Below are 21,850 nucleotides of genomic sequence, written 5' to 3'. Positions count from 1 at the left end.
GTGAGAGTCTTTTAGAAAGGAAAGCAATAATGGATTTGATTCTTGCCGAGAAGCCTAGCGCTGCACGAAATTTTGCAAAAGCATTGGGTGGAAAAACCGGTAATTATGCCGGAACTGAATATAAAATTACCAATCTGCGCGGACACGTTATGGGGCTGTTGCCTCCCGATAAACAGGTTCCTACTGAAAAGGTCGAGTTCTATAAGAGTTGGGATCTTGAAAATCTGCCGTGGAATCTCAACGATTTTGCATGGAAGAAGGGGATCCTAAGCGGATGCAAGGACATCATTTCCGGTCTTAAAGATGAGCTGAAAGAGGCCGATTGCGTCGTGATCGCAACGGATGTCGACCCGTCCGGCGAGGGCGAACTGCTCGCCTGGGAGGCTTTGGAGAAATGCGGTTGGAGAGGTCCGACCAAGCGTATGTACTTTGGCGACGAGGCGCCGGCAAGCGTGCAGAAGGCTTTCAGGGAACGCAAGACCCTTCCATCTATGGACAAGGACGGCGACTATGTGAAGGCAGTCGTCCGCGAGCGCTGGGATCTCGCGAGCATGCAGTTCACCCGTGCGGCAACACTCGTAGCGCGAAAAAAGGGGTTCCGAACGGTCGTACGCCAGGGCCGGTTGAAATCGGTCATGGTCAAACTGACCGGCGACCAGTTGAAAGCCTATAACGAATATGTCCGCAAGCCGTTTTACGAGGCGCGTTTCAAAGACGAAAACGGCAACATCTTTGCCAGAAAGACCGACGACCCCGAAGATATCCGGTTCGATAGCCCCGATCAGGTAGACCTTTCGCAGTTGCACGACAGCGCTGTCGTAGAGGATTCCAGGGCGAAGAAACACACTGCCCCCGGAAAGCTCCTCGACCTCGCCGGCCTGTCCGCTATCCTCGCGAAGCAGGGGTTCAAGCCGGCAAATGTCCTGAAGACATATCAGGAGATGTACGAAAACCAGATCGTAAGCTACCCGCGTACCGAGGATAAGGAGGTCACGCCGGAACAATTCGGCGAATTGCTTCCGCTTGTCGATAAGATTGCCAGCGTGGTCGGTGTGGATACGTCTCTGCTCTCCCATCGCGCCGCAAGGAAGACACATGTCAAGGAAGGTGGGGCGCACGGCGCGAACAGACCGGGAATCAATGTTCCCGAATCCCTTGCCGAGCTTGAAAATGGTTACGGAAAAATCGGTTCCGCGATCTATTCCGTACTTGCCAAGAACTATCTAGCGATGCTCGCTGAAGATTATGAATATGAGCTGATCAAAGGCCATGTAAGGGACTTTCCCGAATATGTCGGGCAGACCCAGATCCCAATCAAACCAGGGTTCAAGGCGATTTTCGATTCGGACTCCTCTTCTACCGAGAAATCGGAAGGGGAGGAGGCGGAGAACGCCTGCGAGTTCGGTAAGGTCGCCTCCCCGTATGTGCACGAAGGAGCCAACAAACGCCCGCAAAAACCGACAATGAAATGGCTTACGAAGAAGCTCGAGAAATATAACGTCGGTACCGGCGCCACCAGAACGAGCACGCTTGCGGAAATCACCGCCAATGAGGAACGCGCCCTCATGAAGGAAAACAAGGGCGCACTCACCATGACGAAGTGCGGCGAGGTGTCTTACGCCTTGCTGGCAAATTGCCAGATCGCCTCACCGGAAGTCACCGAGAAGCTGTTCGAATCCATGAACGAGGTGGGACGGTTTTCGCGCAAACCATCCGATGTCATCAATACCGTCACCGATATGGTCGTGCACGATATGAAGGCAATGCAGGATAACATTGGTGCCTTGGACGGTATGAAACTGGGCGGTGGGGACGCGATCGTCATCGGCAAGTGCCCGAAATGCGGCAAGGACCTCTATGCGACAAAAAACCAGTTCCGCTGCGCCGGAGTCCATTTCAAGAAGACAGGCGAGAAAAATGGGAAAGCCGTCTTTACCCAGGACGGCACCTGCGACTTTTCCATCTACCGTTTTGTCGGACCAAAGGATAAGCCGAAGAAGCTCACCGACAAGAACGGCAGGGAAATCGCCGAAAAGGGAAAGACATCGCTCATCAAGGGAATCAAGAAGAAAAGCGGGGATGGAACCTATGACGCGTATCTCACGTTGAATCGCGAGACCTGGTCGCTTGATATGAAATTCCCCGAGTTCAAGGGAAAGAAACACAAAGGCTAGTTCGGGGCTAGAATTATCTACCAAGCGGGATCATCGTCCCGCCCGTTCGCGTTGTCATCGATTGGAGATCGCTCATGTCCACGTTTAAATTACCCCACATTAGAAAACGATCATGCAGGCCGTATCCGGAATCCGGTGCCGGGACCGTCGAATACGTCATCGTCGTCCTCGTTGCGATCGTGATCGGCGCAGGGCTTCTTGCCTTCGGCAACCAGGTCTCCGGGCAGGTCTCGAAGACCTGAATCAGCATCTCGAGCTGGTTCTCCAAGGCAAACGGCACCGGTGGGACCGGAGGCGGAAATGCCGGCGGTTCGAGTGGATCTGGCGGTTCGACCGGTAATACAACAAAGACATGGCCAGGTACCCCTGATCTGCGAATGGTCCTTGTCGGTGGCGATTCCAATATGGACAAACGCGTTGTCTTTCTCGTCGGACGCCTCCCCTCTGATGATGAAATAGAATGCACTGTTGACTACAGTCTTCCATTTACTCCCACCGGCACCGATGGCGAGACACCTGGTACCGTTCAGCTTAAAAAATTAAACGGTTCGCCATCAGTATTTAGCGGACAGTCCGACAATTTTCATATCGGCCAAGCCCACTATCTTGCTGACACCCAGAAACCTGTCAAAATGGTCGCACACCTATCCAGCACTAAATATGGAAGCAAGGATGTGGAGTTCAGTTCGGGACTCCCAACTTTAAACGATGGCCTTTCTGACAGGACCAATTTCGGTTATTCGGATAGCGTCAACGGAATCGTAACCGGTAACCCGTGGAACTTTGACTAATGCGACAGCCGATGGTTTCCGCGATCGGTTTGATACAATTGACCACAATGCAGTCAGTAAATGATGTCCAAGCAGAAGCCGGAGATCGATAGAAAGGAATTTCATTATGGAAGAAAAGACCGAAGCCGTTAAGGGCGAGGAAACTACGGTTGGTTTGACTATGAACTATAACCCGTTTTCGTTCATTTCCTGTCAGGAGGACGCCTTGGTGCTGGCGGGGTGCATCTCACATGGCTTGGATGCAGATGTCATCAAGAAAAGCGGGGACCTTTTCGCGACCGCCCGCGCCATGCTTCTCGATGCGTGTGTCTGCCTGCTCTATCGCCAGGGCGGCGATTCGATGAGCATGCAAGGTCTCGTCGAACTTCTGCAGAACGACATCAGCCATAATGAGGATCATGGCATGCCCTCGATCAAGGCTGCCTATGACAAGATCGAGGCCGACGGCGCGACCGTCGAGGAGGACCTGGGGCTGAAGCGGTACCGCATGTTCCAGGCCATCGCCTACGGTGAGACGGCAATCTCCGTCGAGCTCGACCTGTACGCCAAGTTGTCCGCTATGGTCGATAAGCCGCTTGTCGGCTAGACCTGCAAGCCGAATCGATATGTCAGCGATTTGCCTGCGATGCGCTATTCATGCGGTGCCTGACGGCACCTATGATCCGCTCGCCAGGGCTCGCTGATTGATTTTTCTGGCACTCTTCTCTTTGGGGCATCCGGCTATGGGTGCCCATTTTTTGATGAGAGATGGTAGAATCTTACAAAGAAAAATAAAGAAATGGGGGATTTAGCTGTGATCGGTGACAACTTAAGACAAGCAAACAAAGTAAAGGGCGCTTCCTGCCTTTCGGGTGATGCGCGATGATGAATCGAAGTGGAATCGAAACGTATGAGCTGTTGCGCCTGGATGAGGTGGCGCTCGCCGGGTATTTCGATTTGGAAGACACTCGGTTCGAAGAGTGGTATGAAAAGAACCGCGCGGTCGGTGACAGATTGTATAGCGCGGTACTAGATAAAAAAATCGACCTCGTAGCTTTCTGTGAAACGGAAGACGGCCGCTTTTACTCCATCCTTACGCGTAGCCCGAAACAGGAAGGAGCCCTGCAACTCACGGATATCGACTGCAAGGGACCGATCGGGCATCGCCGTATTACGAACCAGAAGATGCTCGATCTTCCGGGATACGGTGCCGTCCTCGCCGCCGTTCCCGACATCTCGAAGTGCAATGAGCGGGACATCCTGCAGGCGATTGGATTCGAACAGAGGGGCAATCGAAGTCTGAAGGAAAAGGCTGCCATCGGCAGGGACGGCAGCAAACAGCTTGAAGCCGCGCGTAACCACGTAGGTTTAGAAAACTTCGAGGGGCGTGATTTCCGATGAGTGCTCGTCCGGTTATCCAAACTTACAGGCTGGCCTCCCTGCACGAAGCCGCGACCGCCCGACTTAAGAACCCCAAAAACGATAGGTATAAAGAACTCTATCTCCAAAACAGGGAAATCGGCGAGAAAGTCTATAACGCCGTCCTGTCAGGCCGCCTCGATCTCGCCTGTTTTTGCGGAGACTCCAGCAAATACTATTCGGTTCTGACACGGAGTACCAGGCAGGACGGCGCACTCCAAGTTACCGAGATCGACCGGAAAGGGCCGATCGGGCATCGACTTCTCACCGGTTCCAAACAACTCGAGCTTCCGGGATGCGGCGCGACGGTCGCCGCCGTATCCGATATCTCACGGTGCACGGAACAGGAAATCCTCGATGCCGTTGAATTCAAGATGCAACAAGGCCTGAATTCCAAAGCCATGAAGTGCAAGGTCTGCTGTAAACAGCTCGACGCTGAACGCATAAAGATTGATTTTCCAAAAAAGGGAAAGTCCCCCACACGTTAATCCGTGCAAGGGACTTCACCGGTATGGCTCCATATGCCTTTTTCGGTTAATGCTCCTGGGATGAAGCCTCTTTAACCTGTTTCCCGTCATTGAGCAATTCGGCCGCGCTTCGGCTGACTTCCTGCCTATGTGATAGGCTACGGTCCGCCGCTTTGGACGAGGTCGCGGGATGTTTCGCGTCATAACGGTCGCCAATGAGGGAAGCCAGTTCGTTCCGATCGTAATAATCTACGTCAGGTCCGTCTGCACAGTTATCGATATAGCCGTCTCGAAGAACGGTGACTTCGCCACCTTCGATGTAAGCCCGTCCGTATTTCTCATAGTCAAAGGCGCTTTCAATCTGACTCGAACTGTCGAGGATATGCTTCAGCTCCTCATTTTGCTCAACCATCTCGTGCCCGTAGTTTTTCTCCGGTGACATCGTGGTATAGATCATACTACCGAACTCATCCTTGTCGTAAGCACCATCGTATCCCCAGCTGTAAAATGGGATGTCGTCGGCCTGCTCGATGAGATTCATAAGCCCAACAAGACTTTCAGGAGTGTCATTCGCCTGAATCCATGCGCCCACCTTCTCCAGATCGGCTGGGTTTGCCGTGACGAGCTGCTTCGCAAGCAGGTTCAAGTCCTCGAGATGGCAAAACTCGTTAAAGAGCAGCCTCGTGCCGAAGGGGATGCCATCATAATCAGAGATATAGATTTCCTCATGCTGTGGATCCTGCAGGTGGTTGAGATGGAGAAAGTCCCGAATCTCAGCTTCCGTCTTCGGCAAGGTAATCCATGCATCGTGAAGGCTGCCCTCGTTGTAGTAACCGTAATTTCCGATGCACACATTCAGGCCTTTTGTGAAATCCTGTTCCATGGCTATCCCTTCTACTCTATAAACCGTAGGGCTGTTTTTGTAAGATTCTACCACTTTCCCCCCATCTCTATTTCAGTAGGATTGATATCCACTCATACCGCCAAAGAAAGGAAAACAAGAAATAATTTTGTGTCATCCGCACGTTGAATTTCAAAACGAAGTTGGTAAAATAGCCCAAGAGAAACACCAAAAGGAAAGTGCGTGTTTATGAATGAAACCATGAAGCCCTCTTGTGGGGAGGCATATGACGCGACGCCTGTCGCCGTCCTCGCCGCGAGCGAAACCCTTACTATCGCACTCGGCATGCTCACAAAGTCACCTGTCGCGGCAATCGTCGCAGGCGGCTTGACGGGCTGCGTGTGCAGCCTCGCCCTCCCGTCCATCAGCGGGAACATCCTCGCCCGCAAGCGCGATGCGATCCTTTCCTGGTGGGATGAGAACCTTGAGGTCTACAAGAAGTTCAAGGCGGAGAATCCCGACCGCGAGCCGAGCAAACGCGCCGAGAAGCGCGAGGAACGGGACCTTGCGATCTGGTGGCTCGACGCCATGAGGCTCGTCCGCACCAAGGAACTCATGCGTGAGAAAGTCGAGGCGCTTATCGAGACGGGCAGCCGCATGCCAGACGGCGTGAATCTCGATGATTATGAGACCGTCGAGGAGTACCGTGCCCGATACGTCGCACCGGTCTCCAAGATGACCTCTGCCATGCTTTCCCTTGCCGTTGGCCTCGGTACCGCCGCGACCTGCTATGTCGGGATGACCGGCAACCTCCACTCCCCGCTGCTCTTTCTTCTCGGCGGGATTACCTCGATTCTCGTCACGGCAGTCGGCGCGATGTGCGACCAGCGCTCACGCGTTCTGCCCTTCGGTCTGTCTATCGCCACGTACCCTCTCGCCGTACTCACGGCGTTCGGGCACGGCGGTGTAAGCGGATTGATCGGCAATCTGCTGTGCGGTGTGGGAATCTATGCGATTTTCGCCATCACCAACCATCTCTTCCGCATCACCGGCGGCGCCGATGCAGTCGGTGCCGGCGACCGCAGGCTCGTCCCGGCGATCGCGACGGCGTGCGGGTTCCACGGCACGGTATACGGCATGGGCGCGATGTGCATCGCTATGCTCGCCAACTACATCCCCCGCTACCGTGCGAAAGAGATCACCCTTAAAAGCCGCGTGCCCATGGGGCCTTTCCTGCTCGTCTGGCTTTGCACCGGCGTGCCCCTTGGGTGTATCATGTAGCAGTCTATCCCGCTGTCCCCCGCAGAGAAGTTTGGGGTAGCCGATCTGCGAGGAACAACTGAGAATAGAGTTTCTGTAACCGTCCGAATGGACACAAAGGAAGGAGAATTCCCATGAATTCCATTCGCAATCGCGTCTATGCCGGTGAGATCGCCGGCGGCGCCGACACCGTCGAGTACGTCATCGTCGCCATCGTCGCCGTCGTGATCGGCGCCGCTCTGATCGCCTTCGGCAACCAGATGCGCGACCAGATGGACAAGACCGGCAACTCCATCTCCCAGTGGTTCGACAGCGCCCGTAAGGCCGCCAACAACTCTGCCGGCCAGATCAACTCCGGCAAGAACCCGGCGTAGTCAACCTCCTTTCTCTCTAATAGCATAATACCATACTACTAAGGTATTTGTTCCGAGAATCGAGAATCCTGCAATCAAGGAGGAACAGGGCGTGAAAGGCATCTTCAAGAAACCGGAGTCCGAATCGGGCGCCGCAATCATCGAATTTGCGCTCGGTGTCCCGTTCCTCCTGATTTTTGCCATGGCTGCCATGGAATTCGGCCAGATTTCGGCGGCGACAACCGCTGTCGACAACGCCGCCCATGCAGCCGCCCGAGAGCTCGCCGTAAACCCCGGCGGCGATGCCTCATCAGCTAAGGAGGCTGCCGCAAATGCCGCCTCCTCTTTTTTCGCTGAAAACATGAAGATCGAGACAGATGTCTCGGATGCCGAGAGGGAAGCGTACACGCACCGGATTCCCGATTCAAACGGATCGTCCTATACGGACAGGGAGTCGAATGTCTCCACCCGGAAATGCACCGCGACCGTATCCGTGACCATCCAGCCACAGACCGTCCTCGGCGACGCGATCTATGCCGCCGGAGGGTTCGGAGGCGGCATGACGATCGAATCCAACGCCGTGGAGTTAAAGGATGCAACGGTGGAAGGAGGTGCGTCCTCGTGGTAAGGACTCATTCTGAAAGAGGCGCGGAAGTCCTCGAGGCCGCCATCGTCCTCCCCATGCTCATCGTCCTCGCATTCTGCCTTATCCAAGTTTGCCTGATAGCATATGAGGGCACCGCGATGAGCGCCGCAATCGAGTCGGCCGCGATGAAGTCCGATTTCTCCGCCGCAATCGCATCCGGAAACGTAAACCAGGCGGTAAAGGACGAACTCGCATCGAACACGCCGGGTATCGTCAAGGACAACATCACCGTGACGAACTCCAAGGTCTCCTATACGGACAGGTCCGATGAGGCCACCGTCACCGATTCCGGTTCCACGGGAATCACGACCATCTCGAAATCAAGCACCACGGCACTTCTCGAATCGACCGTCGACTATAAAGTCCCGACCCTGATTTCGGTCGGCAGCTTCGACGGTATCAAGATGTCGAAAACGATCAAAGTGGAGGTCCCGGTTTCCGAGAAAATGGAGGTGTCGCGATGACGCGCGTCCGCAGCGAATCCGGCGCAATCAGCATCCTGAACGTCATCATCATGCTCGTGCTCCTCATCGCACTCGGCTTCGCATTCGAGCTCTCCGCAGCCCTCGACCAGCAGAACGCCCAGACAAATGACTGCTCCGCAGCCAGGGACGCCACCATGGCGTCGCAGAACCTCCTTGTCGCGAAGAACTCTGATGACCCCGGACTCGCAATCGCGACCGCGGCCGTCAAGTCCCTGCGTGCCAACGGGTTCAACGGCGAAGTCGAGGTCTGGTTCTATGAAGCCCCCTCCTCGGCCGTCCCGCAGAGCAAACGCGCGTGGGCCTGGGGCATCCAGACGGAATCGTCCTTGAAAGGATACTTTGCGACCTATTCGCTCGGAGATTTCAATATCCCCATCGGAGCGCACGTCACGGCACATGCCGTCCCCTACACTGCGGGAAAGGCATGGAGACCGGCGGATTCGGGTAACGGAAAGTATTCCTTCAAAGCCGGTTCGGACACTCCCGAATACGAGGAGTACACGTCCACGAAAGAGCTTCCGCAAGAAGTGATCGACGAGATGAAAACAGCCGTCAACCAGGCAACGAACAATAAATAGCCTTCCCGATGAGCTAAAATGAAAGGATATCAGGCGACATCATGTGCCAATGCCTGATATCCTTTTGCTATGCCGCGTGTCTGACAGCATCTCTACACAGGAAAGCGAGAAAGGAACACCATGCCAGACACCAACGATACCGATGCGATCCTCGCGAAAGTCCGTTCAGGCGAGCTTTCGGCAGGCGATGCAGCCGCCCTGATCGCGAATCTCCACGCCGCATCCTACAAGGCGATGCAGGACGCGCAGACTGCACAGGCTTTGCAGCCCGAGCCTCCCGCACCTCAAGCCGCCAGCCAGCCGGGCATGTCCCAGCAGGCACCGGTCGCGGCTGCCGCACCTTGCTATCAGCCGCAGGTTCCGGCTATGCCGGCATATGCCGCACCGACGCCCGATACGGTTGCCGAGAAGGCTCAAGAGACGGTTCCGCAGCACCCTCAGGCACCTACAGCGCAGCACCCCTCTCCCTATGAGCCGCCTGCATATGTCCCGGCTGCATCGGCATCCGAGCCGCATCCGGTCTACGACCAGCCCTCTCCTGCCGTGAATCCGTATCGCCAGCCGACGCCCGATACGACTGCCACGCTTCCGGCGCAGGATGCCACCGCATTCCAGCCAGAAGTGGAAACCGCTTACCATCAGGCCTCGCACCTTCCGTATAATCCCCCGCAGGAGACCGACAAGTACATTCCCGTCAACGAGATGGAATCCTCCAGCTTCTTTACCGATCCTGAACCTGCTGAGGAACAGGAGCCGAAAAAGAAGCGCGAGAAGCCTGCAAAGCCATCGAAGCCGTCCCGTGCCGAACGCAAGGCCGAGAAGAAGAAGGCCAAAGAAGAAGCCAAGGCAGCGAAAGCCCAAAAGAGGGCAGCCGGCCGCCGTGGCGCCGCGTCCCCCAACGGTCCGAGCCTCACGGGCATGGAGAAGATTGCCGTGAAGGTCTCCCGCCTGCAGAAGGTCACCGCCGGTCTCGCTGTTATCGCCATCCTCGCGGGAGGTGTCGCCGTTGTATCGGAGATCGACGCCAACAACCGAATCGCAGAAGCGTTCTCCGGCACCACCGAAATCGTCGCTGCCACGAAGACCATCCACGCCGGCGACGAGATCTCCGCAAGCGACCTCGCCTTCGTTTCCGTTCCGAACAGCACGGTGGCGGACGGCGCGATTACCAAGAAGGATATCGACGACTCCTCCAAGACTCCCGTCGGCCGTGTCGCAACCCAGTACATCGCCAAGGGCTCCCAGCTCACCAACGCATCGACTGCCGGCAAGGACAACCCTGAGTCCCTTGCCGCCGCGATCGGGGACGGCATGGAGGCCGTGACCATCTCCGTCGATGCCCAGTCCGGCATGGGCGGCATGCTCCGCGTAAACGACAGGGTCAAGGTCATCCAGCCCAATGACGGCTCCCTCGGCGGCGACGGGTTCACCGTCATCGCCGACTCCGTGCGTATCGCCGCCCTCGACGGAAACTTCAGCTCCGGTAGCGGCTCCTCTGACGGATACAGCACCGTGACGCTCGAGGTCACGCCCGAGCAGGCAGGCAAGATCCGCACCGCCGGTGGCCTTACCCTTACCCTGCCCTCTTCTGCCGATACCACCGAGAGCGGTGAGTAGCCCATGGCAGACGAAACCGTTCTCAGGATCAAGGAGCGTATCCGCCAGGAGATGCGCGACCTGCTCGGTGTGACCATGGCCGACGGCGGCTCTATCGACCGTCAGGCGCTTCCGGCCCAGATCGACGGTGTCGCCCATGAAGTGTGCGCCGATTTCGGTATCTCCGACGAAAACTGGATCGGCTACATCATCAAAAGCACCATTGACGATTTCATCGGTCTGGGTCCCCTGCAGCCCTTGCAGGACGATCCCAAGGTTGCCGAGATCTTCATCGATCCCGTCGGCGTCGAGCCGAATGGAACATTTATCACGCCGGTCGCCCGCGCCGAAGTGGACGGCCAGATCGTCGATTGCCCCGGTATCGACCTCGTCTCGCATGATGAGGTCGGTCGGCTTATCGGACGTATCGCCGAGGAGGCGAACCGCCGCTGCGACGATTCGTTTCCCGAGATGGACGCCACCCTTGCCGACGGCTCCCGTGTGCACGCAGCCCACCCGAAGGTCTCCCCCAACGGCTGGTCGCTCAATATCCGTAAATTCAGCAAGGACAAGCTAACCGCTGAGGACCTGCTGGAGCGCGGTGCCATGAGCGAGCCTATGTACATGTTCCTCAAATCGGCCGTCCAGGCCCGTGCGAACTTCATCATCTCCGGCGGCACCGGTTCCGGTAAGACCACGATGCTGAACGCACTCTCCGCCTTCATCGGCTATAACGAGCGCGTCGTGACCATCGAGGATACGCGAGAACTGCAGCTGAAACAGCGCATCGTGATCCCCCGCGTCGCCTGCCCACCGAACTCAGAGGGCAAGGGCGAGTTTACGATGCATGAGCTCCTGGTCGGCGCACTCCGTGAGCGTCCCGACCGTATCGTCGTCGGCGAGTGCCGTGACGATGAGACTTACGAGATGCTTCAGGCCATGCAGACGGGTCACGACGGATCGCTCACGACGATCCATGCGAACGACTGCGCCGGTGCATTCACGCGTATCGAGAACATGATCCTGAAGAGCCAGGGCAACATGACCATGGAGGCGATCCGCCGCCAGATCGGTGCCGCGATCGATGTCGTCGTGCAGGTGAAGCGCTGGAGGGGCGGCTACCGCCGTATCGAGTCCATCACAGCCGTCGAGGGCTTTTCCGACGGTAACGTGACCCGCAACGAACTGTTCCACTGGGAGGGCTCGCCGGAAAACGGCAGGCATGTCGCCACTGGATACCAGCCGGCGCGTCTAAAGGAAAAGATCCTCGACGCGGACGCGGAGTACGACCCCCGTTGGTTCGAAGGCGGTGTCTGGTAATGGAACCTGCCGTCATCATCATGATGCTGAGCGTTTTCTTCCTATTGCTTTCCATCGCCGTCGGCCTCTACTCCCTGTTCTGCGGATTATCGGCTGCCGGCGATGTACGCCGCATGAGGAATTCGACTGCCCTTAGAACCGGCGAGTCGGACGATAAAGACAAAAAAGTCCCCACGCCCCTTCCGCGTCTTGCGGAAGCCGGTATCGAAGTCAATGGCAAGACGTGGATTCTCCTCCTCGTCTTGCTCGCGGGAGCGGGTGCCCTTATCGGATTCATGGCCCTTGGACTTATCGGAATCGGTTTCGCCCTCATCGGGCCCCTGATTGCCGAGCTGTGGGTTCGTTCCCGCGGAAAGAGCCGAAAAGCACGATTCGATGAGCAATTGGCGCGGTCGCTTCCCATGGTCGCGGAAAACATGCGTGCCGGATCCTCGATTGAAAGAGCCCTGCGCTCTGTCGGGGAAAATTCAGACGACCCTCTGAAATCCGAGCTCCTGGCCTGTGCCGGCGCAATGCAAATCGATGGCGATATCGTCGCCGCGCTCGATGACATGGCGAAACGAACCGGCAGCAAGGACCTTGTCCTCCTGCAGGCCGCCGTGGCTTCGCACAAGGAGGTTGGCGGATCGCTGGCCGACTCGCTCGAGCGCATCGGAGACACCATCGACGCCCGGTTGTCGCTCCGTCGGCATATCGAGTCGGAGACGTCATCTGTGATCGCATCCATGAAGGCGCTTATCGTGATGCTGCTCATCCTGTTCGCAATCATCATGGTCGGTATCCCCCAGGCATATGATTTCTATACGCAGGACCCGCTCGGCATTCCCGTGCTGATCGTCGTGGTGCTATTTGCGGCAACGGGCTCCGTCATCATCTACAAAATGGCAGACATCGACGTGGAATAGGAGCCAATCGAAATGAATATCCAATATCTCCTCGTGCTCCTGTTCGCCTGTGCTGCCGGCGGTATGACTTATGTTCTCGCCGGCGAACCCTTCCGCAAGCCGCTGGCGCGCGCCAGGATGTCCATCGCCGCCCGTAAGGGGATGCACGCCAAACCGACGCAGCGCATGAAGATCGCCGAGGCAATCGACCGCGCCGGAGAGGCGTTCGAAAAGGTCATCCCGCTCAAGCTGTCGGAATCCCGAGAGCTGCAGGACAAGCTCGACCTGGCAGGGTTAAAGATAACCCCATCGACCTGGCGTGCCATCTCCCTCGGGATCACGATCTTCACCGCCATCATGCTCGCCGGTGCCGCCCTCGTGGGCGGATACGGAATCGCGATGGCACTCCTAGTCGGAATCATCGGCGGCGTCGGCGGATGGGCAGTCTGCGGAGTCTGGCTGTCGCATGCGGGAAAGACGCGCGGCGAAGAGATCGATCGCTATCTGCCACCGGCACTTGAACTGCTCACCATTTCCGTCTCAGCCGGCGTGCTCGTGGAGCGTGGATTCAGGCAGCTTGCCGAGAACAAGGCCCTCGGTCCGCTGGCAGACGAGTTCGCGCGTACCGACATGGAGATCTCGCACCTCGGCGTGTCCCGCGTAGATGCCCTGGACCATATGCGCCGCCGATGCGATTCACCGCTCATGGGATATTTCTGCGCGGCGTTGATCGAGGCGACCAGAAAGGGCACCTCGATCTCAGGCGTCCTCGAATCGCAGGCAAAGCTTGCACGCAAGGCACGTTACGATGCGCTGACCGCGCAGATCAACAAGCTCTCGACGAAGATGGCTGTCCCGCTGGTGTTCTTCCTGATCGCCGTGCTCGTCCTCATCCTTCCCCCGCTCATCATTCCGACCGCGAGCATGCTCATGGAGATCATGTAGACGAGGCGATTAGGCAAAGCGAAAGCCCGGAGTGCTCTCACTGCACCCCGGGCTATATTTTTGCAAGTACAAAAGCAATTGTATAGTAAACTGCTTGAAATATAATATACAATATGATATAATAGTATCAAAGAAAGGGGAAATAAACATGGCACAAATTAGTTTAAGAATCGACGATGACGTAAAGAAGAACGCGGAAACGACTCTCGACGAAATCGGACTCAGTATGTCGACGGCAATCACGATCTTTCTGAAAACAGTGGTGCGCGAGCAGCGCATCCCCTTCGAATTGACCGCCGATCCTTTTTTTTCCAAATCAAATATGGAGCACTTGAACAGCGTGGTGAACAGAATTGAGAACGGAGAGGCAAAACTGAGCCCCCACGATCTTATCGATTAGGAGGGGAATATGGGTATCTTATGGGATGACGATGCATGGGATGACTATCTATACTGGCAGACACAGGACAAGAAGACCTTGAAAAGAATCAATGCCTTGATAAAAGAGATAGAGAGGACTCCTTATGAAGGAATCGGAAAGCCAGAACCATTAAAAGGAAACCTATCCGGTTGGTGGAGCCGAAGAATAGACGAGAAGAACCGAATAGTGTATCGACAGAAAGATGGAAATATACAAATAGCTGAATGTCGCACACATTATGGTAACTAAATATGGGCGGGAAATCTGACGATGGATTCCCCGCCCATATTTGCGTGACGATACTAAAAATATGGCAATCATGTTGCAGCAGATCGATTCAAAGCGAACCGCAAGATATATAATGGAATTTAACTATAGCTATTTCTATGAAAAGGAGTTCCATGCTAGGTAAGATAGAAAGCTGGGTGAGAGTCATCCCGATCTCGGCAGAAGCTTTCGGGTTCGCTGCCGTCGTGGCGAGCGTGGCACCCGTGCCGGACGCTATAGGCAATTTGGTAACTTCTATCAGGTACATTGCACTTTCGCATTCTGTCTGGTCTGTCCTGCAACCGGCAATTCCAGTAATCATTCTCGCCCTCGCAGCCATTGCGTTTTGTAAAAATAACTATAAGGTTGCACTTGCGGCTGGTATCGTCGCAACTATCTATTTTTTACTTCCGGCTTCCCATATGAGCACTGAGCCAGTTGTAATCCAGCTCTGCGATATCATCTGCCTTGACCTCTACACATTAAAATTGTGCGTTCAAGATAACTACGAAGAAACCGGTTATGCCGAATAGGGAGTTGAACGATCCAATGGAAAAAAGTAACGAGATCACCCACGTCAATGCGGAACTCATCCCACAGGATAATTCTGCTGAAAGTGATGATAAGTCACTCTCCCGCCGCCGTGTACTCGAAGCCGGCGCAGCGGCGTTGGCATTGCTCATGATGCCCAAATTAGCGTTCGGAGCAACCTGTCCGAGCGGAAATCCTCCGAACGAAAAAGGTTGGTTCGGTTCAGGAAATGGATCTGTTGTCCATCATGGTGGGAACTATATCGGTGTTACATCTAAAACCTGGTGGTGGCAGGTCGGATATAGCTGGGATGCAAGCCAATGGCTTTGCCTCTCCTTCAGGGTATACGTCGAATCGATTTTCACGGATGAGCTCTATGATATTTTTCGGATTCACGTCCAGGCAAAATGCGGCGATGTAAACACTGCAACCGGTCATCGAATCTGGTATTCCAAATATAAAGATAACTATCTCCATTTTTGGGTGAGCAATCTTGGAATCGCCGGAAGTTGTCAAAAAACTGACTGGGAAGATAATAAATACTTCGCTTTCTCAAACGAAAACCTCGGCGGCGGAAATCGATGGTGGTGGAGCATTACTGACTGGACCGATTTGGGATACGACTCCCCGACATACCTCTATAAGCGGAACAATGGTCTTCAAGACGCCTATTTCGGTCTTGGAGTTTATGTTTATAACGTCGTGAGCGGAGGCGTCAATAACTGGACTACACCTGACAGAGTTTTTCTTAGCGGATTTACAAGTAACTCTGATTCCTTCATGGGCAGTGATATTCACGCAAAAATCGATAAAATTACCCTCGACCAGGACATGTCCCTGTTCGGCAAGATCGTCGCGATCGTTCCGGATGCCGTCAAAAGAGGATATCAATGTCTGGATGTCGATTCCGCAGGACAGTCCTCCGGCACGCTCGTCCATCTTTACGGTGCGGACGGAAGCGGAACGAATTACACGCAGCGCAATTTCATCATGGGCCTTGGCGCGATGGATGAACGTGGCGGTATCACATTCACCATCTTCCCGGCCCATGTGAAAGGTTTCAGTCGTGTGCTCAACGCATCGGGAGGAAGAGGCTATCTAGAGCAAGCCGCCCGAAACCGCACCACGCCCTCTTCCACTCAAACGCTCCAACTCTACGGGGATGACAATTCAATTGCCGGTCGCTTCTGGGTCACAAAGAGTGTTGACAAGAACGGCAGGTATAACATTATCAGCGATGCATCCGGTTTTGCATTCGACCGAGCCGACGGCAAGACCGCCGAAGGAACCATCGTCCGACTGCATTCCAACGGTATTCACGCTTCCGAATGGACGAATGAGGCGCACAAGTGGCGTATAGAGGAAGTGTTCTTCAAGGGCACGATCTCGCTCGATGCCGAGCGTGTCGAGCCCGGTAAGACGATCTCTGTCATCGACCCGTCAAAGACATGCACGCCCTATGATATGGCTGGCACCGGTTCGGTGAAATACCTGTACCGCTGGTACTGGATGAAAGACGAGAGGGAAAGCCCGTTTGCCGAAAACAAGTATCCTGAAGCCTTTACGTTAAGCAGCTGGTGCCATCTTGCAAATTGCGGCGATCAGATCTGGCGTGACGCCTATGCTGGCGCGGGATACCCCGTTCGCGACACTAACTTCTTCGTTGAGTCCTTCAAGTTGAGGATCAAGTACGGCACCGGTTTCATCGAGAACAACGCTGACTTCGGTTCAATCTGCTACGCCGGATGCATGGGCATCGAAAATTCAGGCGATTTCTCTTGGTCCGATGTCTGCCGCGACGGCGAGGAACTTGGCAAGGGCGGCGTCAGCAACCGCATTACCGGCATCAAGATCTGGCTTGAAGGAGATATCGCCAAGGAATACGATATCGCCTATCGCGCCTTCATCTATGGGCAGGGCTGGACGGAGCGTTTCCACTCCAACGGCGGTTCTCAGGATGATGCGGAGCTGTGCGGCTCGGATGATGCATCCGGCAGCAAGGGAGCTATCAAGTGTATCCAGGTATTCGCCATCCCGAAGCCGCGCGGTGCCAAGCTGGCACGAGAGTTCGCCGAGGACAATTCGTTTATCCCGGAAAACTCCCATTCGGGTGGCTATCTCACGGCACAGGCGATGCTCGCGCTCAACCTCGATGACACGTCGGGGTTCGATGGGCACAAGATGATCGTCGATGCGTATCAGGGCGACAGTTCGAAGGGCCTGGAAGCTCTGCCCGTGCCGTCGACTCCTCCGCCTCCTGTCGGTATCAAGGTGTTCTATTATGTCGACGGTGAAACCGATCCGTGTTTCGACGAAGAGTATGAGATGGGAACGACCTATCAGGTGAATCCCGATGCGACTGCCGCCGGTCAGAAAGACAACTGCCTCGATCTGGTCTGCTGGTACACGGATCCGGAGTACACGCAGCCCTATGAATCGCAGGAGCTTGCCACTTCGTTGAAGCTGTACGGTTACAACCCTTGCTCGGTGAAATACGATACGACCACCCGCAGCAGCGTGCTGGACACCTCGTATAACTGGTCGACGGACGCCGACCTTGGCACCGCGCTTGATCTGGCAGCCCTGTACCCACAGGACGAAATCGTTAAGTATGGGACGAAGCTGACGTTTGCCGGTCCGTGGTCCGCTTGGTGCGAGGATGCCGGGAAGACGCGCTGCGTATCCAGCACCCCCGGTGTATATGCTACCGCGGCCGCCAGCGGGTCCCCGATCCTCTCGGCGACCATCAAGGGCAACACGACGGTCTACGTCGATTGGCCTTGGAGCGGCTACGACGGTGTCATGAGCGCCCGGTCGTAGCGGATATCGACTGAAGTGACTGAACGAGGGGCAGATGGAGTTTCATCTGCCCCTCTTTTTTTACTATAAGCCGTTTTCAAACGTGAATATTAAGACAAAGAAAAAGGGCGAGACCTAGAGCGTTTGGCCGGGATCCAGTTTCCCGAATACTACTCTAAGCTCGCCTCTGATACTATTATACACAAGCCTCTTTGTATTTGCAACCGCCGAAATAGACAGGTCTCCTATGCCGCCAATCCATAGGTTGAACAAAGAAAAGAATACATGCGCTCTATTCAAGAAATGAAAGATGAATCCACCCGTTAAAATTCGCAAGCGCTTGCGAATAAAAAAAGAAGAAGGCTGCGGAGAGAGACCGCAATCTTCTTCTTTTCCTGTATAAAAATAGGCTGATGCCGGTAGATAGGAATACCGGCCAACAAGGTGATTCCCGAAGGAATCTTCGAAAACAATACTACTATAGCATAGTATAGGCAGTTTGTCTACTTCCTCTGTCGCGCCGGCAAGACATCGTCGGGATCGATCTCATAGAGCCCGAATGCCGCCGCGATCTTCATCATGTCACGCATACCGGCAAGATAGGCCGTATCGACCTGGTCGCAGGCATGGACGCGGACAGCGCGGATAAAGCGATCCGTCACATCCCGAAGCTCCTGCGGGATCTCATGAGAGATCTTGAGCCAATCCTGCTCCGCAAGATGCTCTTCCATCTCACTTTGTCGGAAGCCGGGGTCACGCTCGCTCAACTCGACCATCGATCCGTCCTTCAGCTCAGACAGGGCCGAGCGCAAAGCGACCTGAAAGCTATTTTCCTCCATACGTATCCTCCTTCCGTTAATGCGATATGCTAGTATTATAGCACTATAGCAGCCGAAAAGCAACCGTATGTTCGAGCGCCCAAGGTATATCGCACCTTTCAAAACCGATGAAGGCAATAGCCCGATTTATCCGACACGAGCCTGTAAATGCTCTTCGGAAAATACTCTTCAACTGGGACTGATTCCCTTGCCGCATCGAAGAGGCCGGATTTCAAGGCATGAATTATCCGCTCTTCCGCAACTACCGCCATGAGCTCGCAGTTACTCAATGCGAAGAATATGATCTTCTCCGTGCCGAGTAATTTGACGGCACTCTCCCATACCGATGACAAGAGCAGCGACGAAGCCCCTCCAACTCCCCCGCTCAGCCTACCGATCTCCAACATAGCGAGCTGTCCCGTTGTGCCGGTGAAGCCGATCCGTATATCCGATTTGAGGTTGCAGGATGCATATTCGAACAGCTTCCCTCTCGGCAAGCCGAATGTAACGAGATTGTCATACGTCACGATTGCGGCCGCGTAGCCGTCCGTTTCGGATTCACCCTCGACGACGTAGGTGACAAGCAGATCGAGATAGCGATCGTAGATGATCCCCAGCTCGTCATAGCCGTCAGCCTTCCAGGCCGGCGACAGCACCGGATAGATCCTGTACGGTATGACTTCTTTAGCGGGGACCTTATATATCCCGTATTCCATATCAAGGTCGCATATCGGCTGCCCCACATCGAACACATCAACCATTTCATTTCCCATCCGATCTCCTATCGGATGGAAGCGGCGATACCCACCGCGCCACATCCTTCCCATATCAATTCCTCCTGTAATGCTTTGTGCAATAATACTATAGCATCATAGAAGATGTATTGATACAGACGACTACATTTACGATGGCTTTCGATCCATTTCGAAGCGACATGGTTCGATTCGAACGGCGAATCTGTTGCTGTCCACAGGCACCGTGAGCAGCAACGCAAGCCGATTTAGCCCTGAAGGGGCTCCGCCCCTTTATTTAGGGCGGATAACTGAAAGGCGGTACTCGCCGTCTGCAAGGCGCATCGGATAGATACTGTCCGTGAGCCGTTCCTCCAGCGCGACTTCCATCTCATTGATTTCATGGACCATTGCGAGAAGCGTTTCCGGTTCACCGGCTGTCTGCGCTACAACAATGACCTCTGAAATGCTCGATGGAAGGAAGACAAGGCTGCCGGTCCCGAACATCTCGGCAAGTCTCCTGCGAACCGACGGGAGCAACATCGCCGCCGCCCCGCCGAACTGTTTGTCTTTCCTGGCCGCCGCAACCATCTTGAAGCCGGATGCGTCATCACGCAGCGTCATGAAATCGACAATCCCTTCAAGGTTGGCAAATGCAGCCTCTCGGATCTTTTGACGGGAAATTCCGAAAGTCTCAAGATGGCTGTCCTGAAGTCGAATCGTTCCGATTCCATCATTCATCTGCATCAGTTCGACGCGATATGTAATCAGCATGTCGAGATATCGATCGAATGTGATACCGGCCTCCGTAAAGTTTTCCGTATTGTTTTCGGATACGACAACTGGATAGATTTTCTCGAACAGCTCGCCGCTCTTGAAAAGGGCATTCAGTCTCTCCCCGATCGTCTCCTGGTCTTCCGTCACACAGTATCTTCCATCGAGATCGTTCAGGGTATCGAAAAGCTCCTCGTCCGGCATCTGCGCCCAGCTCTCGTTCTGGTAAACGTTTACAGACACCCTTGTTCCGGCATCCAAGGTGTACCCACGCTCGATACCATTGTTTACCGTCTTCTCAGCGTAGCGAAGTCTGAATTTGGCATCCCTCTGTTCCGCGATATGATTCAGCGCCGGCAATCTCATCTCCAGTTCCTCCCTGGTCATCATTCTCTGTCCATTCATTTCTCTTCTTTCTTCCATTTGGTTTTCCTCCTTGTTTTTCAACCTACTGTTTTCTTTGGTGCCTCTGTGGGTTCGGCACTCAACATCCGCTCTTCCGTCGGCGCTTCCGAACCCTGTTCTGTTTTCAATGTGCTGGCGATTTCCCGTCGCCGGTATCCGTTCAAGACCACGATGGGACTGAAACGACAAGGGACAAGTGAAACGATGCGCCGTAGGGCAGCCCTTGCGTTTCCGGACCTCGGTGGGCTAGGAAACCCGCGAGCGACGGGGACCGCTCACATGGAACTAACAGGGTCCGGTCGTAAAGATGGACAGATGTCGCGGCTTTGACGAAATCAGCAAGCGTTTGCCAAAATACGGTTCAGCAAAAACATGGAGAGAAACGTGATGGTCGGATGAGAATGAGTGGTAGAATCTTACAAAACAGGGAAGGAGGCAAGTGTTTGAGGGAAATCATCGTCGACAGGGAAAATGGAGCCAAGGCATTCGTCCTATTCGAACTCACCAAAGGCAACATCGCAGAAATCAAGGACCGATACATTCTGGAGCAACTGCGTTCCGCAATCGATAGCCCATGGAGCACTGCCCTTCCCGACGGAATTCGCTCAGCTCTGACACGTTCGGTTTCAGAAGAGATGGAAGACAGATTCCTTCTCGAGAACATGGACAAAGATACCGATAGGAGCGTCAGGAGCGCTATCAGGAGTGCCGTGATAAAGGTCAAAGGGCAGCATGGGGTCAAAAACGGACCCTGGGCCGATGCATACGGCGATGCCGATGTCCTCGATTATGCCTACCAGGAGATTATCACGCGATTCAGCGATGGTCCGGGCGCCCTGCTCGATGAAATCGAAATCCCTGAAGGATACCGGATTATCTCAGGTGAGAAATGGGCAAGCGACCTTTCGGGAATCGGACGGGAATGGGTCGATGACATCAACCCCTTCCTCCTGCTGGCGGATAAGACCGGAGAGCTCATGATCTGCGACATCCTGTCGAAGCGGACCGTGCCAGTCGTTGCCGTCAGAAGCGATTTCGCAGAACGGTTTGACAGGCTTGCCGACGAAGACGGCATGATCGGCGATAAGTTCTGGACATATGCCTGCATCGCAGAGGCCAGGGGCCGCAATATGACTTTCGATTTCCGCAGTGCGGTATCGAGGGCATTCGAATTGAAGGGGCGAGTCGAAAAAAGCGATTCGCCAGGGCGAGACGATGGAAAGTTGACCGTGAAGGGCGAGATCGCGCGAGCAGGTGCCGATAAACTCGCCGAAGAGGCCAAAAAGAAGGGAGAGTTGTTGCTTGACGGGTGATGCAAGAGAGATCGATTCGACTTGCAGGACGGATGGCAACTCGAATGGGCGAT

Annotated in this window: 24 protein-coding genes; 20 read left to right on the top strand and 4 right to left on the bottom strand. The window is 54.9% G+C overall.

What is annotated here, in order from left to right; genetic code table 11:
- Window positions 1–29: 29 nt before the first annotated feature.
- The 6 genes from PGU50_RS10150 (at window position 30) to PGU50_RS10125 (ending at window position 4,851) form a co-directional block, all read left to right on the top strand.
- Window positions 30–2,174 (top strand): DNA topoisomerase, encoded by a 2,145-nt coding sequence (locus tag PGU50_RS10150; protein WP_270246882.1) that lies wholly within the window; start codon window positions 30–32, stop codon window positions 2,172–2,174.
- Window positions 2,175–2,248: 74 nt separating this feature from the next.
- Window positions 2,249–2,416 carry a hypothetical protein gene (locus PGU50_RS10145; RefSeq protein ID WP_270246881.1) on the top strand — a complete coding sequence of 56 codons (168 nt, stop codon included), beginning with the start codon at window positions 2,249–2,251 and terminating at the stop codon, window positions 2,414–2,416.
- 162 nt (window positions 2,417–2,578) lie between these two features.
- The gene (locus PGU50_RS10140; RefSeq protein WP_270246880.1) at window positions 2,579–2,965 is read left to right on the top strand and encodes a hypothetical protein; all 387 of its coding nucleotides are present in this window, start codon (window positions 2,579–2,581) and stop codon (window positions 2,963–2,965) included.
- A 106-nt stretch (window positions 2,966–3,071) separates the two neighbouring features.
- Window positions 3,072–3,551: a hypothetical protein gene (locus PGU50_RS10135; RefSeq protein WP_270246879.1), complete on the top strand. Its 480-nt coding sequence runs from the start codon at window positions 3,072–3,074 to the stop codon at window positions 3,549–3,551.
- A 275-nt stretch (window positions 3,552–3,826) separates the two neighbouring features.
- Window positions 3,827–4,345, top strand: coding sequence for a hypothetical protein (locus tag PGU50_RS10130; protein ID WP_270246877.1), 519 nt, complete (start codon window positions 3,827–3,829; stop codon window positions 4,343–4,345).
- Window positions 4,342–4,851, top strand: coding sequence for a hypothetical protein (locus PGU50_RS10125; protein ID WP_270246876.1), 510 nt, complete (start codon window positions 4,342–4,344; stop codon window positions 4,849–4,851). The genes PGU50_RS10130 and PGU50_RS10125 overlap by 4 nt, the downstream gene beginning before the upstream one ends.
- 46 nt (window positions 4,852–4,897) lie before the next feature.
- Here PGU50_RS10125 and PGU50_RS10120 read toward each other — a convergent pair whose 3' ends face one another.
- Window positions 4,898–5,713, bottom strand: coding sequence for an antirestriction protein ArdA (locus PGU50_RS10120; protein WP_270246875.1), 816 nt, complete (start codon window positions 5,711–5,713; stop codon window positions 4,898–4,900).
- Between the two features lie 207 nt (window positions 5,714–5,920).
- Here PGU50_RS10120 and PGU50_RS10115 point away from each other — a divergent pair, with 207 nt between their 5' ends.
- The 13 genes from PGU50_RS10115 to PGU50_RS10055 all read left to right on the top strand — a co-directional run bounded on the left by PGU50_RS10115 (window position 5,921) and on the right by PGU50_RS10055 (window position 17,777).
- Complete coding sequence (locus PGU50_RS10115; protein WP_173825530.1) at window positions 5,921–6,952, top strand: hypothetical protein; 1,032 nt, start codon at window positions 5,921–5,923, stop codon at window positions 6,950–6,952.
- A 113-nt stretch (window positions 6,953–7,065) separates the two neighbouring features.
- Window positions 7,066–7,305: a hypothetical protein gene (locus tag PGU50_RS10110; RefSeq protein ID WP_173825528.1), complete on the top strand. Its 240-nt coding sequence runs from the start codon at window positions 7,066–7,068 to the stop codon at window positions 7,303–7,305.
- A 91-nt stretch (window positions 7,306–7,396) separates the two neighbouring features.
- Entirely contained in the window at window positions 7,397–7,912 is a 516-nt protein-coding gene (locus tag PGU50_RS10105) for a TadE/TadG family type IV pilus assembly protein (RefSeq protein ID WP_270246873.1), read from the top strand.
- Window positions 7,906–8,394 carry a TadE/TadG family type IV pilus assembly protein gene (locus PGU50_RS10100; RefSeq protein ID WP_158571902.1) on the top strand — a complete coding sequence of 163 codons (489 nt, stop codon included), beginning with the start codon at window positions 7,906–7,908 and terminating at the stop codon, window positions 8,392–8,394. Before PGU50_RS10105 ends, PGU50_RS10100 begins: the two co-directional genes overlap by 7 nt.
- Window positions 8,391–8,993, top strand: coding sequence for a hypothetical protein (locus PGU50_RS10095; RefSeq protein ID WP_270246872.1), 603 nt, complete (start codon window positions 8,391–8,393; stop codon window positions 8,991–8,993). The genes PGU50_RS10100 and PGU50_RS10095 overlap by 4 nt, the downstream gene beginning before the upstream one ends.
- 120 nt (window positions 8,994–9,113) lie before the next feature.
- On the top strand, window positions 9,114–10,610 hold the full coding sequence (cpaB, locus tag PGU50_RS10090; protein ID WP_270246870.1) for a Flp pilus assembly protein CpaB: 1,497 nt from the start codon (window positions 9,114–9,116) through the stop codon (window positions 10,608–10,610).
- 3 nt (window positions 10,611–10,613) lie between these two features.
- Entirely contained in the window at window positions 10,614–11,909 is a 1,296-nt protein-coding gene (locus tag PGU50_RS10085) for a CpaF family protein (RefSeq protein WP_270246869.1), read from the top strand.
- Window positions 11,909–12,814: a type II secretion system F family protein gene (locus PGU50_RS10080; RefSeq protein ID WP_173825516.1), complete on the top strand. Its 906-nt coding sequence runs from the start codon at window positions 11,909–11,911 to the stop codon at window positions 12,812–12,814. Before PGU50_RS10085 ends, PGU50_RS10080 begins: the two co-directional genes overlap by 1 nt.
- A gap of 12 nt (window positions 12,815–12,826) precedes the next feature.
- Window positions 12,827–13,738: a type II secretion system F family protein gene (locus PGU50_RS10075; protein WP_270246866.1), complete on the top strand. Its 912-nt coding sequence runs from the start codon at window positions 12,827–12,829 to the stop codon at window positions 13,736–13,738.
- A gap of 148 nt (window positions 13,739–13,886) precedes the next feature.
- Window positions 13,887–14,138 carry a type II toxin-antitoxin system RelB/DinJ family antitoxin gene (locus PGU50_RS10070; RefSeq protein ID WP_118199933.1) on the top strand — a complete coding sequence of 84 codons (252 nt, stop codon included), beginning with the start codon at window positions 13,887–13,889 and terminating at the stop codon, window positions 14,136–14,138.
- A gap of 9 nt (window positions 14,139–14,147) precedes the next feature.
- Window positions 14,148–14,408 (top strand): Txe/YoeB family addiction module toxin, encoded by a 261-nt coding sequence (locus PGU50_RS10065; protein WP_118199932.1) that lies wholly within the window; start codon window positions 14,148–14,150, stop codon window positions 14,406–14,408.
- 152 nt (window positions 14,409–14,560) lie between these two features.
- Window positions 14,561–14,959: a hypothetical protein gene (locus PGU50_RS10060; protein WP_270246865.1), complete on the top strand. Its 399-nt coding sequence runs from the start codon at window positions 14,561–14,563 to the stop codon at window positions 14,957–14,959.
- Window positions 14,960–14,975: 16 nt separating this feature from the next.
- Window positions 14,976–17,777 (top strand): RICIN domain-containing protein, encoded by a 2,802-nt coding sequence (locus PGU50_RS10055; protein ID WP_270246863.1) that lies wholly within the window; start codon window positions 14,976–14,978, stop codon window positions 17,775–17,777.
- Between the two features lie 482 nt (window positions 17,778–18,259).
- On the opposite strand, the gene PGU50_RS10050 is transcribed toward PGU50_RS10055, so the two are convergent.
- From PGU50_RS10050 to PGU50_RS10040, 3 genes are all read right to left on the bottom strand, one after another.
- The gene (locus PGU50_RS10050) at window positions 18,260–18,595 is read right to left on the bottom strand and encodes a hypothetical protein (protein WP_215634337.1); all 336 of its coding nucleotides are present in this window, start codon (window positions 18,593–18,595) and stop codon (window positions 18,260–18,262) included.
- 98 nt (window positions 18,596–18,693) lie between these two features.
- A complete protein-coding gene (locus PGU50_RS10045; protein ID WP_270246862.1) occupies window positions 18,694–19,401 on the bottom strand; it encodes a hypothetical protein in 708 nt (235 codons plus the stop codon).
- A gap of 198 nt (window positions 19,402–19,599) precedes the next feature.
- Window positions 19,600–20,502, bottom strand: coding sequence for a DUF5688 family protein (locus tag PGU50_RS10040; protein ID WP_270246861.1), 903 nt, complete (start codon window positions 20,500–20,502; stop codon window positions 19,600–19,602).
- A gap of 425 nt (window positions 20,503–20,927) precedes the next feature.
- Between PGU50_RS10040 and PGU50_RS10035 the strand changes: the two genes are divergently transcribed.
- On the top strand, window positions 20,928–21,797 hold the full coding sequence (locus PGU50_RS10035; RefSeq protein WP_270246860.1) for a hypothetical protein: 870 nt from the start codon (window positions 20,928–20,930) through the stop codon (window positions 21,795–21,797).
- Window positions 21,798–21,850 lie beyond the last annotated feature (53 nt).

This window comes from Coprococcus sp. AM11-30B (assembly GCF_027674365.1).
Lineage (GTDB): Bacteria > Bacillota > Clostridia > Lachnospirales > Lachnospiraceae > Allocoprococcus > Allocoprococcus comes.
This window is presented reverse-complemented; position numbering and strand designations above follow the sequence as displayed.

Coding starts and splice junctions, on each gene's coding strand:
- PGU50_RS10075 (WP_270246866.1), top strand. CDS start 12,827: ATGAATATCCAATATCTCCTCGTGCTCCTGTTCGCCTGTGCTGCCGGC.
- PGU50_RS10060 (WP_270246865.1), top strand. CDS start 14,561: ATGCTAGGTAAGATAGAAAGCTGGGTGAGAGTCATCCCGATCTCGGCA.
- PGU50_RS10120 (WP_270246875.1), bottom strand. CDS start 5,713: ATGGAACAGGATTTCACAAAAGGCCTGAATGTGTGCATCGGAAATTAC.
- cpaB (WP_270246870.1), top strand. CDS start 9,114: ATGCCAGACACCAACGATACCGATGCGATCCTCGCGAAAGTCCGTTCA.
- PGU50_RS10125 (WP_270246876.1), top strand. CDS start 4,342: ATGAGTGCTCGTCCGGTTATCCAAACTTACAGGCTGGCCTCCCTGCAC.
- PGU50_RS10045 (WP_270246862.1), bottom strand. CDS start 19,401: ATGGGAAGGATGTGGCGCGGTGGGTATCGCCGCTTCCATCCGATAGGA.
- PGU50_RS10080 (WP_173825516.1), top strand. CDS start 11,909: ATGGAACCTGCCGTCATCATCATGATGCTGAGCGTTTTCTTCCTATTG.
- PGU50_RS10070 (WP_118199933.1), top strand. CDS start 13,887: ATGGCACAAATTAGTTTAAGAATCGACGATGACGTAAAGAAGAACGCG.
- PGU50_RS10110 (WP_173825528.1), top strand. CDS start 7,066: ATGAATTCCATTCGCAATCGCGTCTATGCCGGTGAGATCGCCGGCGGC.
- PGU50_RS10135 (WP_270246879.1), top strand. CDS start 3,072: ATGGAAGAAAAGACCGAAGCCGTTAAGGGCGAGGAAACTACGGTTGGT.
- PGU50_RS10145 (WP_270246881.1), top strand. CDS start 2,249: ATGTCCACGTTTAAATTACCCCACATTAGAAAACGATCATGCAGGCCG.
- PGU50_RS10065 (WP_118199932.1), top strand. CDS start 14,148: ATGGGTATCTTATGGGATGACGATGCATGGGATGACTATCTATACTGG.
- PGU50_RS10040 (WP_270246861.1), bottom strand. CDS start 20,502: ATGGAAGAAAGAAGAGAAATGAATGGACAGAGAATGATGACCAGGGAG.
- PGU50_RS10140 (WP_270246880.1), top strand. CDS start 2,579: ATGGACAAACGCGTTGTCTTTCTCGTCGGACGCCTCCCCTCTGATGAT.
- PGU50_RS10050 (WP_215634337.1), bottom strand. CDS start 18,595: ATGGAGGAAAATAGCTTTCAGGTCGCTTTGCGCTCGGCCCTGTCTGAG.
- PGU50_RS10115 (WP_173825530.1), top strand. CDS start 5,921: ATGAATGAAACCATGAAGCCCTCTTGTGGGGAGGCATATGACGCGACG.
- PGU50_RS10055 (WP_270246863.1), top strand. CDS start 14,976: ATGGAAAAAAGTAACGAGATCACCCACGTCAATGCGGAACTCATCCCA.
- PGU50_RS10130 (WP_270246877.1), top strand. CDS start 3,827: ATGATGAATCGAAGTGGAATCGAAACGTATGAGCTGTTGCGCCTGGAT.
- PGU50_RS10085 (WP_270246869.1), top strand. CDS start 10,614: ATGGCAGACGAAACCGTTCTCAGGATCAAGGAGCGTATCCGCCAGGAG.
- PGU50_RS10150 (WP_270246882.1), top strand. CDS start 30: ATGGATTTGATTCTTGCCGAGAAGCCTAGCGCTGCACGAAATTTTGCA.
- PGU50_RS10095 (WP_270246872.1), top strand. CDS start 8,391: ATGACGCGCGTCCGCAGCGAATCCGGCGCAATCAGCATCCTGAACGTC.